Source organism: Candidatus Tisiphia endosymbiont of Micropterix aruncella (assembly GCF_965178575.1).
In the GTDB taxonomy this organism is placed as follows: domain Bacteria; phylum Pseudomonadota; class Alphaproteobacteria; order Rickettsiales; family Rickettsiaceae; genus Tisiphia.
This window is the reverse complement of the sequence record NZ_OZ238268.1, coordinates 830,926-845,149: the sequence shown is the minus strand read 5'-3', so window position 1 is coordinate 845,149 and position 14,224 is coordinate 830,926. Positions and strand designations below refer to the sequence as shown.

Here is a 14,224-nt window from a genome sequence, read left to right as displayed (position 1 = left end):
TATCCCGAATTAACGTATATTGAATGGAGTGTTATATTTTAACAATCAGGTGTAGAACAGTTTCAAACCTGATTGTTTCTATATATAACACGAAAGTTCGATGTAACTTGTTACATCGAATTCAGGTTAATATAAGGCATTATATCATATAATATACCTGCACTAAGTGTAGGTACATATTTTTTAGCAATAGTTATATTTGCTTTCATGATGGTTTTCTGAGCATCTTGCTAGGGTTTCCAAAACAAGATGCTCTTTAGTTTTTATAATTTTACCAAAATTTTTGTAGAAAAATTGTAGAAATTTTTATATTCCCTAATTGTGGTCGTTATTATGGTCGTTCGTGTGTCCCTGTAAATCGACAAGGGAAGTGTAAAACGTTGAGTTAGCAACAGGATAGGGCAAGGAGAATGGCGGGGGAGAAACTGAATCATCAGAAACTGCATCAAGATTAACAGCAGGATTAACAGCAAGATTATCATCCTCTACTTTTGGTGATTTACTAAAGTACGTATTAGATGGAAGACTAGTAGTCATAAATTTATGCTCATTATTATTAATTAAAGATATAATCTAATAAATGTTAATTAATACAAACTAAATATTACAAAGTTATTAAATTATAGTAATTAACTTTTACTAGACGAACATATATACGCATACTTGACCTTTTTGTAAAGCATCGGGTAATTGAATCATCATGTAGAGTTGTCAACTTCTTATTACTATTATCACGGAAGTTCGATGTAACTTGTTATACCATTTCCCATTATTAACTACGCTAGTACTATAGTTGTAGTTACTACCCCGAGCTGTCATTCCCGCTTCGGTGCGGAATCTAAAAGAATGACCAAGATAGGTTGTGTTAAGTTATTTTAGACCCCTGCTTTCGCAGGGGTGACATCACCCCTAATGGTGATGATATTGAGCCTACTATTAATTTATTACATCAATACTTGAGGTTAATTAGAAAGATTATTACTTTATTTTTTGTAAAAATTTATCTAAGGTACTTAGTGTTTAGTTATTTTATGTTATTATAATAAAATAATATAGGGAGGTATAACTATGAGTAAATATGTAATGTTTTGTGGTATGAGTTTTGCTGGAAAAAACGAATATAGACAAATGTCTGTAGATTATCTTATACAAGAAAGAAAGGTTGCACCAGAACTTATCTCGATTGTAGATGATCCAAAAAGTACTGAGTTTGGAGAGAAAATTGTTCGATTTGATAGAGTAGAAGATAAAATTAACAATACAGTAAGTGGAGCATTATATATAAGTGCAAGCTGTAATATCTATAATAACCTAATTAGTACTGCTTTAGAAAATAATCAGTACATATTTTGTAAAGGTGGGTTTCCAGAAGTAGTGGGATACCAAGGGGCTGTTTGTCTAGATCAAGGATTTAGTTGGGAGATGGTAAAAAAACATTATACAGATCAGGTACAAACTACTCATAAGACCGTACAATTTCCTGATATAATATTTATTTGTGTTGATTCTTTTAGTAGATCACAAATAATGGCTAAATGTAGTAATAGTAAAAGTTGGGAGTCAAAAATGACTGTAGATGAGTACGATCATTATTCTAATAAAATGAGAGCGACTTATGAAATTATTGCAGCAGATCACGAATTTACAGCAACAACAAAAATATTGCTTATTGATCCTATGGATTGCACAGTTGCTAAAACTTGGGAATCACAAATAAAACCTGAAATAGATCAGCTAATGGGTTTGATCACAGAGGCCTGTGATTATTGAGAGTGAGTATACTCAAATTAATCGAAATATTTTTTCTTAAAAGCTTGACCTTTGGTTAAAAACTGATTATGCAAGAGATAAACAACTATAACTATTATTATATAAAATGTTTTTATTAGAACTAAAAAAGATAAACGGAACTCTTGATACGATGCATTTTATAGGTATCGGAGGAATCGGTATGAGTGGCATTGCCGAAATACTCCATAACCTTGGATATAAAGTACAAGGTTCTGATATAGCAGAAAATTATAATACCAAAAGACTAGAAACTAATGGTATTAAGGTTTTCCTTGGTCATCAAGGCCAAAATGTCACTAATGTTTCATATGTAGTGGTATCATCAGCTATAAATAAAGATAACCCTGAAATTCAGGAAGCCTTACGTAGAAAGATACCAATAATTAGGCGGGCTGAAATGCTGGCTGAATTAATGAGGCTAAAATGCTCTGTGGCAATTTCCGGCTCGCATGGCAAGACTACTACAACATCACTCGTTGCTTGTTTATTTGAAGCTGCTGGGCTTTGTCCGACTTTAATTAATGGTGGTATTGTTAATAGTAAATCTACTAATGCCTATCTTGGGTCTGGGAATTATCTGATAGCCGAAGCCGATGAGTCTGATGCAACTTTTATTCGCGTGCCATCAACGATTGCGGCAATAACTAATATCGATCCTGAGCATCTAGATTTTTACCATGATTTTGATAGTTTAATTCAAGCTTTTAGGAGCTTTATAACTAATTTACCATTTTATGGCTTTGCAGTTGTTTGTATTGATCATAAAGTTGTTAGAAATTTAGTAAGTAGCATCTTTGAGCGTAAAATTATAACTTATGGTATAGACTCAAATGATGCTCACATACAAGCCTTTAATTTGAATTTTGATATTACATCATCGACTTTTGATGTGCGAATTAACCTACCTAACGTAAATGGTGTAACAATTATAGAGCGAATTACCTTACCTACCCCAGGGAGACACAATATCCTTAATGCTCTTGCTGCTATAGCGATAGCTGTAGAACTTGATTTTGGTATTAAAATCATTAAAAATGGATTTAATAGTTTCAAAGGGATCAAACGCAGATTCACTAAGGTAGCCGAATATAACAGTGCTACAATAATTGATGATTATGCTCACCATCCGGAGGAAGTAAAAGCTACACTTGCTACAGCAAGAAATATTGCTAACAAGCAAAATAGTAAGATTATAGCAATCTTCCAACCACATAGGTACACAAGAGTTAAATATTTGTTTGATGATTTTTTGACTTGTTTTGTTGATGCTGACCAGGTGTATATCACGGATATATATGCTGGTGGTGAACAGCCAATAGATGGTATAACAGGAAAAAGTATAGTGGATGAAATCAACAATACTAAATCTCATCCAATGGCAGCCTTTATCGAGGATCATAAAGATATAGCTAAAATTATTATTAGTGAAGCTATGCCAAATGATATAATAGTAATGATGGGTGCTGGGAGCATTTCTGCTTGGGCCAATGATTTGCATCAGCAATTTACGCGAGAGCGTCATTGCGAGGAGCTACTTTAGTAGCGACGAAGCAATCCAGGAACATCGATTTATTTATAATTGTCTTCTTGGATTGCTTCGCTTACGCTCGCAATGACGTTGAGATATAGGGTGTGCAGTAAGTTTCAACAGTTATGGTATTAAGGGAGATATTTTATAATTATGGAATTGCCTAAAACTGTTGGTGAATATAGAAATAATTACAATTTAAGTCATCTAACTTGGTTTAAAGTTGGTGGACCAGCTGAGATTTTTTTTAAACCATTAGATGTACAAGACTTAGCAAATTTTGTATCACAAAACCAACAACATAGGCCAATAACTGTTTTAGGGGCTGGATCAAATATTATCATTAGAGATGGTGGTATAGATGGAGTTGTAGTAAAACTTGGTCAAAATTTTACTAATATAGAATTAATGCCGGATAATCAGATATCAGTAGGGAGTGGTTGTCTTAACTATAACCTTGCTAAATTCTGTCAGGTGCATGCAATTACTGGTTTTGAGTTTTTGGTTGGTATACCGGGTACTATAGGTGGTGGAGTGGTTATGAACGCTGGGGCATATGGTTCAGAGTTTAAAGATATCATAATAGCAATTGAAGCAATAGACTCTAGAGGAAATTTTATCCTAATCCCTAACGAGGAAATAGGTTTTAAGTATCGTGGTAATAATTTACCAAAAGATTTGATTATAACTAGGGCTATCTTTAAGGCAACTATTGGGGAGCGAGAGATGATCCTAGCAAAAATGGATGAAATAAATAAAAATAGGCTAGCAACCCAGCCGATTAAAGAACGGACAAGCGGCAGTACATTTGCTAATCCAGAAAATCATAAAGCATGGCAACTAATTGACAAGGCTGGTATGAGGGGATACAGAATTGGCGGGGCTTCTATGTCGCAACTACATTGTAATTTTATGATAAACCATGGTAATAGCTCTGCTCGTGATTTAGAAGATTTAGGTGATCTCGTGAAAAAGAATGTATTTGAAGATAGTGGCATTAATCTAGAATGGGAGATTAAACGAATAGGAAAATATGCATAAATATCAGACTAGCTTTATTGCTAATTCTAAGGTTACCATATTGAGTAATAAAGGGAAAAAGCACGTGGCGGTAATAGGTGGCGGTATGTCGGCTGAACGAGAGGTTTCTTTAGTATCATCTTCGGGAGTTAATAAAGCTTTGGTAGATAGTGGCTATAAAGTTACTTTTATTGATATGGGAGTAGACATTGCATCAGTACTTTTGCAGGTAAAACCTGATGTAGTTTTTAATTGTTTACATGGCACTTATGGTGAAGATGGTTGTCTTCCTGGCTTACTAAATATCCTACGGATTCCTTATACTCACGGTGGTGTTCTTAATTCTTCTTTAGCGTTTAGTAAAATACATGCAAAATCTTGGTTTGTTACCAATGATGTTAAGATAGCTAAGAGTATTGTCATTAATAAATCTGATAATATTAAAAACGATCCTATGCCAAGACCATACGTTATAAAACCTATTACACAGGGATCAAGTATTGGTGTTGAGGTCATATTTGTTGAGGATGATTTTAACTTTGCTAATTATGCTTTTCCTTATGGTGAGGTAATGATTGAGGAATATATTAAGGGGAGAGAAATGCAGGTCGCTGTTTTAAACGGCAAAGCCTTAGGGGTATTGGAAATAAAACTCCTAAAACGGCGTTTTTATGATTATGATACTAAGTACACAGAAGGGTTAGCACAGCATTTATGCCCAGCTCCATTACCACAGAATATGTATAATAAGTTACTAGAAGAGTCTGAAAGAATATATAAAATCATGCATTGCCGGGGTGCAATTAGAGCAGAGTTTATTTTGGATGAAAGCACAAATGAATTTTTTGCTCTAGAAATTAACACTCATCCTGGTATGACCCCTTTATCGATTATACCAGAAATAGCTGCTTCACAGGGAATAGATTTCTGCTCGCTAATTGAAAAAATTTTAGAAACAGCAAGCGTTGACCCATGAAAAAGAATAAGATGTTTAATAAGAAAAAAAAAGCTAATATACCGCTGCGACGAAAGATTGGAGCGGTGTATGTTAGGGTGGTATTTTTTATTAAAATTATCCTAGTAGTTTTTCTTTCTTTATTTTTCTTCACCAACTATTTTAGTTCTGTAAAACAAGAAATTGCCCAATATATTTACGAATTCACTTCTGATATTGGTTTTAGGCTTGAAAATGTTTTAATAGAAGGGCAATATAATACTCAGGAAGAAGATATATTGGCTACTTTAAATGCTGATAAGGGTACAGCTATTTTTTCTCTAGATTTGGATTCAATAAAAAGTAATTTGAGACGCAATCCTTGGATTAAAAATGTCTCAATTATTGAGAGAAGATTACCTAATACTCTTTACATAAGACTAATTGAGAGAATACCCATTGCTATTTGGCAGATTAACGGGCAAGTTTTTCTTATTGATCAAGAAGGATATAAAATTACCAATAATATAGGTAGTTTCTCTAATCTTTTGCATGTTGTGGGATCGGATGCTAATATTTATACTAGCAAATTAATTCAGGATTTAGCTAAACACCCTGAATTAGCTAAAAAAATTATCTCTTCTGTACGTTATGGAGGAAGACGTTGGGATTTAAATCTAGAGCAAGGTATTACTGTTAAAATGCCAGACTTAGGTTTTGAACATGCTTTAGATTATCTTGCAGGATTGGATATGAAAAATATATTATTTAATCAGAACTATAAAATTGTAGATTTACGAGATTCGAGTAAAGTTTATATGGAAAAATATTAAAAGTTATGAAAGCCAAATTGTATAACTTTGTTACTCTTGACCTTGGTAGTAGTAAAATAGCTTGCATTGCGGCATATATTGACAAAAGAGAGGAAGCAAAAATAATAAGCCAAAATCTGTATTACTCAAAAGGCATTAAATCAGGAGTCATATTAGATTTAAAAGAGGCAGAAAATAGCATAGTAGGGGCGATTTATGCATTAGAAAAAGATTGCGGTAAAAACATAAAAAAAATAACTATATCACTAACAGGCTATGGCACTAAGTCTTATTACATAAATAATAAAATAAAACTTTCTAATCAGCCAATTTCACAGCAAGATATCAAAAAACTTATCAAAAAAGCCCTATTGGAGTTCAAGCTTAAAGACCAAGAAATTATTCATTATTTTCCTATAGAATTTATTCTTGACGATAATAATGCTATTGAAGATCCAGTTGGGATGTTTGGCAAAGAATTAGGGTGTGAATTACATATTATTACAGCAAATTCTAATATGCTGATGAATATTACCAATTGTTTTGCAAAATGTCATGTTGAAATAAATAATATTATATTAGCAATTTACGCTTCGGGAATTGCTTGTCTTTCAGAGGATGAAAAAGCTCTTGGCTCTATTATAATTGATATGGGTGCTAGAACTACTTCATTTGGTGTATTCGTCTCAGGTAAATTACTATATACAAGCTACATAGATATAGGTAGCTTTCATATTACATCTGACATAGCAAAAGTCTTCTCGGTAAGCCTTAACGTTGCAGAAAAACTTAAAATTCTTTATGGTAATGCTATGCCATCTTCTTTTGATAAAGATAGTGTTATTAGTTTAGAAGATTCTGAAATGGAGATTCCTGATAGCGGCAGACCAACAATTACTTCAAAATATCTTGCATCTGTCATTAATCCAAGAGTAGAAGAAATATTATTGATGGTTCAAGCAGAATATGACAAAGTTGTTGCAGGCAATATGATCGCTTATCGCATTGTTATTACCGGTGGTGGGGCAATGCTCCGAGGAGTAAAAGAACTGGCAAGCAAAATTTTTGAAAAACAAGTACGAATTGGTAAACCAGAGGTCTTACCAGGTTTTGCTGAAGATTATAATCCCCATATATACTCCACTTCTATAGGTATGGTAAAAAATCAATCTTTAAAAATACGAAAAAATAATTTTGATATTAATGATAATAACGATACTAGTTGGTTTAAAAAGTTTCTAATTTGGCTGAAAGAGAATATTTGACTATTTTGCAACAGTGCTAAAAAATAGTGGTAAATATTAAATAATATAAAGTTAAATAATTATTGATTATATAAATTAAGGTATGATAGAATAATAATTGGATATTATGTCTGCTAAGATCCTAAGTTAATTAATAATAAAATAATGAGGATTTTATGAAAAGTAATAAACAAGTTATTTTAACACAAAAACCAGCTACACCAGCAAGTTGTGCATATACTAAAAAATAGGGGGAGGTAAATTTTCCCCCCTTAATTAACCTAAGTTCTATATAAGAATTAATAATTCTTATATAGAACTGGCTTTGTTATATTTTAATAATCAAGCACCGAACCGCTTCAAACCTGATTGTTTCTATATATATCACGGAAGTTCGATGTAACTTGTTACATCGAATTCAGGTTAATTACAGCTTGTTAATTATAGGGGGCTAAAATGGGAGCTATAATACAGTACGTTCAAGATATTAACGTTGTTTGGGATAAAATATCTTCTCTTGATTTCACAATACAAAAAAATAAAATGCAAGAAGAGGAATTTGAAGGTTGGAGTCAACAAAAACTTGACATAGTAGAAGAACAATATAGACGTATGTTATTTTTATGGGTAAAGTATGATTCAATAGATCTTCCACCATCTAAGGATATTGATATATTTTGGCATTATCATATATTAGATACACGGAAATACCAGGAAGATTGCCAAAAAATATTTGGGTATTATCAGCACCACAATCCTTATTTTAGTATGGGGTCAGATAAAAGTAATCTCTATAAATGTTTTGAAAATACTCTGTATTTCTATGAAAAAGAATTTAAAGAGGAATTATACGAAACTGAAGAAACATATGTTGATTAATTAAATTGCTGGATATTTTTAAAGATTTGCGGTTTATGTTGCTGTATACCGCTTCATTGAGTCAAGCAATATCAAATACGGTGTTATTGATTTTTGTATCTAAAGATATTTTAGATACAACCGTTTCGCTTTTTTTATCCTCTTCAGTTTTTTCTGTTATATGGGTTTTACCTATTGTATGTAGCAACTTCATAGCTCAGGTGAGTAATTTATACAAAAGCATTAATATACTGGTAATTAATAGTATATTAAACTCATTGTTGATAGTAAGTATGTTCTATATAACCACAAAGGATTTATACATAATATACCTATTAATTTCTCTAAGGGGTCTATCAGAAGCATTGAATAGGAACATATCTATTACATCTATAAAAAGGTATATTAATCCTGTATTACATAATCAATGTTTTTCATTTTTTGATAGTGCAAAAACTTTAGGAGCTTTCTTGGGAGGTGTAGTACTTTTGTATATAACTGAGAATAATAGTTTTATACAAATATTAAATATTAACTTAATAAATAGCATAGTAGTATTAGTTTGTTATATTGTTTTTAAATTATATAAACTAGACAAAAATAACGACATAACTAGCAAAGATATGGTGCAATATTCTTTATTTAAGTGTCTACAAAATATTTTAAAGAATAAATTACAATTACAAAACTTGTATCATATTCTCATATCCACTGTTTTCTTCTTTGGGTTTTACCAAATATCTAGGATACTTATTCCATCACAATTTGAAAATAATAATTATAATCATATTGCTTTATTCCAAATAGCAGCAACTATAGGATTAGTTACTGGTGCTTTATATACAACAATGAAAATTACTAAAAAAAATACTTGCATGCAGCAATTAGGTTGCATCATCAACTGCTTTATCATAGGTATAATAAGCTGTGTTACTAATGAATTTATAGCTTTATTTCTGTATTTTGTTTTTATCTTCTTGTATCAATCAATTTATTCTATATCACTTTCTCATATATTATATAATATACCAAAAATTGAAATAGGTTATATGATCACCTTCATCAATACCTCAGTCACCCTACTTATGATTACTTTTATGAGTATATCATCACTATGTGTTGACCTTATTGGATACTCATTAACATCTATAGTGATCTCTATAACTTGCTTATTTACGCTGATGTTATTATGGTCTTATAAGCATAAACCGATTTAAAAATTCAAAATCTTCAGTTTCTAGACATAAAATTTCTGGTAAATAGACTCTAGCAGTAAAGTTATTATCTATACTCACTTTAAGCAGTAAAATTATTCTTGTATTACTACGTTCAGGGCTAATACGGTTTTTAAGCAAATCAACGATTTGACATAGTTCATAATGATTTTGAGGATAGAGTTTTATTTCTAGTCGTTCTTCATTCATTATATCGTCAATAGTTGTGAAGCTTTTAGCGATTAACCTTGTTCCCCCAGCATCCTTAAACAAATCACAGTTTGTCACAACCAGACATTGAATGTCAAGTAAGTGAACAAAATTTTTAAGTATTTCTTCACTATAAATAGTTAATTCGAAAATACCAAATTGATCGGATAGTTGTAAGGTTACAAACCTTCCACGAGATGACATACGTGAATCTTTTTTTTGTATTACCCCAGCTATCCTTATCTGCCTACTAGAAGTAGAACCATTATCATTTTGTAAGTCAAGTGATGTTGCAATATTAAGCCTAGCTAGCAAATCTTGATATTTTGATAATGGATGTAGCGTAATGAATAGTCCTAATACTTCAAATTCATAAGAAGAGACAGTATTATTATCAAGTGGTTCTGCTTCTACTAAGACATGCTGATTTGTAGAATTTACCTTAATCAGGCTAAATTGATCAGAAACTTTTTCTGCATGGTAGGAAGAGGCATAAGCTAAAAGTTTAGCGATACTTAACAGTAACTGATTACGATTAGAATGTAACGTATCAAAACACCCGGCTTTAATAAGATTCTCTAATAATTTTCGATTAATAGATTTAAGAGGTAGTCTCTCAATAAAATCTATAATATTTTTAAACTTACCATTTTTAACTCTTTCTTCTGCTAATATTTTGCCAAAAGTAGCTGTAACACTTTTGATAGCAGCTAGGGCATAGATGATAAATGTCTTTCCTTCTTCATGATTAGTACTAAAGTAACCGTTAGAAAGATTGATATTAGGAGGGATAATAGTAATGTTATTATTTCTAGCTTCTTGTATGAATAGATTGATTTTATCATGATTATTTAATTCAAGATTTAAGCAAGCTACCAAAAATTCGGCTGGAAAATTTGCTTTCAGATAGGCGGTTTGATAAGATATTACACCATAAGCTGATGCGTGTGCTTTATTAAAACCATAGCTAGCAAATTTAGCCACTGTTGTAAAAATAGACTCTGCTTGCTGGCGTGAAATATTGTTAGCTATCGCACCTTTAATAAAAGTTTCTTCTTGCTCTGCCATTTCAGATTTTATTTTTTTGCCCATGGCTTTACGAAGTAAATCTGCTCCACCTAAGCTATAGCCGGCAATTACTTTGGCAATTTCTAAGACCTGTTCCTGATATATAACAACTCCATAAGTCTCTTCTAAAATTGGTTTAAGCATCTCATGCAAGTAATCTGGTAGCTGCAAACCGTGCTTACAAGCAATATAAGTTGGGATATTATCCATAGGACCAGGGCGATATAATGCTCCTAACGCTATTATATCTTGGATGGAGTCAGGTTTAAGACGTCTTAAAGTATCCTGCATTCCACTACTTTCAAATTGGAAAACACCGGTAGCTCTACCACTACACAGCAGTTCATAAGTTTTTTGATCATCAAATAGCATATTACTAAAATCAATATTTATGTCTTGCTGTTTTAATAATTCTAGACATTTAGTAATAACAGTCAGAGTTTGCAGACCTAAAAAATCAAATTTAATTAAACCAGCAATCTCAGCATATTTCATGGAATATTGTACTACCAACATATCCGAATTTAGGTCTTTATAAACTGGTAATATTTCTACTAAATCTTTGCCAGCTATAACGATTCCCGCTGCATGTGTAGAAGCATGCCTGTTAAGTCCCTCAAGTACTAGGGATGTATCCAATACTTGTTTTATTAGCTCTTCTTGACCATCTAAATTATATAGACCGCTGCCATGGGCGGCGTTGTTCAACTCCTTTACTTCCTTTATAGCCTGATTTAATGTAACGGGAGTAACAGCATTAAATGGCACAAGCTCAGTTAGATATTCGGCATATTTATAAGGCAAGCCAAGAACTCGTGATACATCTTTGATAACAGCTTTTGCCTGCATCTTACCAAAAGTGATGATTTGACCAACTTTATTATCCCCGTATTTAGAACGTACATAATTAATAACTTCTTCTCGTCGTTCTTGACAAAAATCAATATCAAAATCTGGCATTGATATACGTTCAGGGTTCAAAAAACGCTCAAATAGTAGACCAAATTTAATAGGATCAAGATCAGTGATAAGAAGACTCCAAGCAACTATTGATCCCGCCCCAGAGCCTCTACCAGGTCCTACCATGATACCTTGTTGCTTACTCCATTTTATGAAGTCAGAAACTATAAGAAAATAGCCAGCAAAATCCATCCGACAAATAATATCTAGTTCGTAATTAAGACGAGTTAGATATTGTTGTTTAATATCTTGCTGTTTATCTATGGCAATATTTTCCCATTTAAATTTTGTATCAAGTCTTGATAGTAATCCTGCTGTAGAGTTTTGCTTAATTAGATCTGTTTCATTAATATCTAGACTAGAGAAATTTGGTAACATTGGTGGATTAGCATGTGCCATAAAATGGCATCTTTGAGCTAAATGCACGGTATTTTGTACAGCATCAGGTAAATCACTAAAAAGTTCTAGCATTTCTTTTGGTGATTTAAAATAACATCCAGTACTAACCTTTTTACGATTCTCCTCTTCTTTACTAACACCAGCAGATATGCATAATAATACATCATGTGCATCATGCATGTTAACATCGCTAAACAATACTTTGTTGGTGGCAATTAGTGGAATACCAAGGTTATCGGCTATTTTTATATAATTTTCTTCTATAGATTGTTCTATTGCTAAATTATGCCGCATAATCTCAAAATAGAAACGATCACCAAAAATGCTTTGTAGCTTAGTGGTCCAAAAAATGGCTAATTCTTCGTTCCCATCAATTAGGCTTTTGCCAATTATTCCATCAGTATAACCGGATAAGATAATAAGCCCTTCATTATACTTAACCAAATCATCAAAAGTAATATGATTACAAATTTTACGATCATTTTTGGTAAAACTATCACTCACAGCCTTCAGTAGATTTTTATAACCAATTTCATCCTTAGCAATAAGCACAATTTCACAAAAGTTATCTTTAGTAAAAGCAACGTTTACAATTGCCCCATTTATAGGTTGTACCCCTGCTCTGCAGCTACTTAAAGCAAACTCTAATGAGCCAAATAAGTTACCCTTATCTGCTAAACAAATTGCTGGCATTTTGTGTAATTGTGCCAGTTCTACTATACGATCAATTGTTAAGGCACTCTCAAGAAATGAATATGAGCTTTGTACTCTTAAGTGAATAAAATCAAACTTCATATTGCGTACCAATAAGATAATATTTAAACCCAAGAGATTTTAGCATATCTCCGTCAAGAATATGCCTGAGATCGATAATTATAGGAGATTTAACTTGACGGCGAATAAGCGACCAATCTAAATCTTTAAACTCCGACCATTCGGTTGCCACTACAATTATATCACTATTTTGGCAAGCACTAAGTGCTGAATCGGCAAAAAATATATTTTTTAGCTCTTTTTTAGCATTATCCATACCTATTGGATCGAAGGCTCTAATATTAGCTCCTTTATCAACTAGAATTTTGATGATTTTAATACTAGGGCTGCTTCTAATATCATCTGTACCAGCCTTATAAGTAAGACCCAATACAGTAATATTTTTATTAGTCAAATTATCATTTATGATATAATGAATCCTATCCGCCATATCATAGACCCTCTGATCATTACTACTTATAACAGAATTAACTATTTGTAAGTTACATTGATAATGCCCTGCTATTTGTGAAAGTGCTAAGAGATCCTTAGGAAAACATGAACCACCAAATCCAGGTCCAGCATTTAAAGATTCTTTACCTATTCTCTTGTCGAGTCCCATAGCAATCGAGAGTTCTTTGATATTTGCCCCAGTTTTCTCACATAAATTTGCCATTTCATTAATAAAAGCAATCTTTGTTGCTAAGAAAGCGTTTGAGGCATATTTGGTAAGTTCTGCAGTAACCAAATCAGTACATATAAGAGATATATTCTTTGTAGTTAAAGGCAGGTAGATCTTTTTTAATAAATCTTCTGCGTGTTTATTATTTGTGCCAATTAATATTCTATCAGGGTTTAAAAAGTCATCTACAGCAGTACCTTCTCTAAGAAATTCAGGATTTGAGGCAACAGGAAATTTAAGATTTCTTTTTTTTAAATAATCAATAATTTGGTTACATGTTGTTGGAGGTACAGTTGATTTAATAACAATCAAACAATCATCGTTGATCCATTCACATAAATTATCGATAGCAGTAAAAATATATTGTAAATCTGCCTCCCCTGAAGGTAGTGGTGGTGTTCCTACTGTAATAAATACCGCTTGGGAGTTTCTTAGTTCAGCCGAGTAGCTGGCTGTAAACTTCAACTTACTAGACTTCACTAATGGTGGTAGGTACTTGGCTAATTTTGGTTCATAAATTGGTAAAATATTTTTTTTAAGCTGATCGATTTTAGAAATATCGGTATCTAAGCAAGTAACGTCGTGTCCTAGGTAACTCATCATTATGCCAGATACTAATCCAACGTAACCAGTGCCTATAAAATGAAGTCTAATATTCATAAATAATTTTCAAATTTTTTTCAGTATATACTTAGTGCAACAAGTTTGTTGTGCTATATTGCTGCAAAGTATATATTAACTGATCAAGTAC

The 14,224-nt window shown here is 32.2% G+C and carries 10 protein-coding genes; 8 read left to right on the top strand and 2 right to left on the bottom strand.

Translation table 11 applies throughout. From position 1 onward, the window contains the following. Positions 1–1,068: 1,068 nt before the first annotated feature. The 8 genes from ACN1AG_RS04160 (at position 1,069) to ACN1AG_RS04125 (ending at position 9,404) form a co-directional block, all read left to right on the top strand. Positions 1,069–1,770 carry a hypothetical protein gene (locus ACN1AG_RS04160; RefSeq protein ID WP_417905557.1) on the top strand — a complete coding sequence of 234 codons (702 nt, stop codon included), beginning with the start codon at positions 1,069–1,071 and terminating at the stop codon, positions 1,768–1,770. Positions 1,771–1,876: 106 nt separating this feature from the next. Further along, complete coding sequence (murC, locus tag ACN1AG_RS04155; protein WP_417905556.1) at positions 1,877–3,331, top strand: UDP-N-acetylmuramate--L-alanine ligase; 1,455 nt, start codon at positions 1,877–1,879, stop codon at positions 3,329–3,331. 141 nt (positions 3,332–3,472) lie between these two features. Then, complete coding sequence (gene murB / locus ACN1AG_RS04150) at positions 3,473–4,360, top strand: UDP-N-acetylmuramate dehydrogenase (protein ID WP_417905555.1); 888 nt, start codon at positions 3,473–3,475, stop codon at positions 4,358–4,360. Continuing rightward, positions 4,353–5,315, top strand: coding sequence for a D-alanine--D-alanine ligase (locus ACN1AG_RS04145; protein ID WP_417905554.1), 963 nt, complete (start codon positions 4,353–4,355; stop codon positions 5,313–5,315). Before murB ends, ACN1AG_RS04145 begins: the two co-directional genes overlap by 8 nt. Continuing rightward, the gene (locus ACN1AG_RS04140; protein WP_417905553.1) at positions 5,312–6,106 is read left to right on the top strand and encodes a cell division protein FtsQ/DivIB; all 795 of its coding nucleotides are present in this window, start codon (positions 5,312–5,314) and stop codon (positions 6,104–6,106) included. Before ACN1AG_RS04145 ends, ACN1AG_RS04140 begins: the two co-directional genes overlap by 4 nt. Before the next feature lie 5 nt (positions 6,107–6,111). Beyond that, positions 6,112–7,350 (top strand): cell division protein FtsA, encoded by a 1,239-nt coding sequence (ftsA, locus tag ACN1AG_RS04135; RefSeq protein WP_417905552.1) that lies wholly within the window; start codon positions 6,112–6,114, stop codon positions 7,348–7,350. Positions 7,351–7,785: 435 nt separating this feature from the next. Beyond that, positions 7,786–8,208 (top strand): glycine-rich domain-containing protein, encoded by a 423-nt coding sequence (locus ACN1AG_RS04130; protein WP_417905551.1) that lies wholly within the window; start codon positions 7,786–7,788, stop codon positions 8,206–8,208. A gap of 35 nt (positions 8,209–8,243) precedes the next feature. Next, the gene (locus ACN1AG_RS04125; protein ID WP_417905590.1) at positions 8,244–9,404 is read left to right on the top strand and encodes an MFS transporter; all 1,161 of its coding nucleotides are present in this window, start codon (positions 8,244–8,246) and stop codon (positions 9,402–9,404) included. On the opposite strand, the gene dnaE is transcribed toward ACN1AG_RS04125, so the two are convergent. Together dnaE and ACN1AG_RS04115 are read right to left on the bottom strand one after the other, a co-directional pair. Continuing rightward, complete coding sequence (gene dnaE / locus ACN1AG_RS04120; RefSeq protein WP_417905550.1) at positions 9,375–12,833, bottom strand: DNA polymerase III subunit alpha; 3,459 nt, start codon at positions 12,831–12,833, stop codon at positions 9,375–9,377. The two genes, ACN1AG_RS04125 and dnaE, sit on opposite strands and share 30 nt — an antisense overlap. After that, positions 12,823–14,127 (bottom strand): UDP-glucose dehydrogenase family protein, encoded by a 1,305-nt coding sequence (locus ACN1AG_RS04115; RefSeq protein ID WP_417905589.1) that lies wholly within the window; start codon positions 14,125–14,127, stop codon positions 12,823–12,825. The genes dnaE and ACN1AG_RS04115 overlap by 11 nt, the downstream gene beginning before the upstream one ends. Positions 14,128–14,224: the final 97 nt, after the last annotated feature.

What these genes read in the sequence shown, in the direction of transcription:
- ACN1AG_RS04130 (WP_417905551.1), top strand. Translation starts at nt 7,786, where the DNA reads ATGGGAGCTATAATACAGTACGTTCAAGATATTAACGTTGTTTGGGAT.
- ACN1AG_RS04145 (WP_417905554.1), top strand. Translation starts at nt 4,353, where the DNA reads ATGCATAAATATCAGACTAGCTTTATTGCTAATTCTAAGGTTACCATA.
- ACN1AG_RS04160 (WP_417905557.1), top strand. Translation starts at nt 1,069, where the DNA reads ATGAGTAAATATGTAATGTTTTGTGGTATGAGTTTTGCTGGAAAAAAC.
- ACN1AG_RS04140 (WP_417905553.1), top strand. Translation starts at nt 5,312, where the DNA reads ATGAAAAAGAATAAGATGTTTAATAAGAAAAAAAAAGCTAATATACCG.
- ACN1AG_RS04125 (WP_417905590.1), top strand. Translation starts at nt 8,244, where the DNA reads ATGTTGCTGTATACCGCTTCATTGAGTCAAGCAATATCAAATACGGTG.
- ftsA (WP_417905552.1), top strand. Translation starts at nt 6,112, where the DNA reads ATGAAAGCCAAATTGTATAACTTTGTTACTCTTGACCTTGGTAGTAGT.
- murB (WP_417905555.1), top strand. Translation starts at nt 3,473, where the DNA reads ATGGAATTGCCTAAAACTGTTGGTGAATATAGAAATAATTACAATTTA.
- murC (WP_417905556.1), top strand. Translation starts at nt 1,877, where the DNA reads ATGTTTTTATTAGAACTAAAAAAGATAAACGGAACTCTTGATACGATG.
- dnaE (WP_417905550.1), bottom strand. Translation starts at nt 12,833, where the DNA reads ATGAAGTTTGATTTTATTCACTTAAGAGTACAAAGCTCATATTCATTT.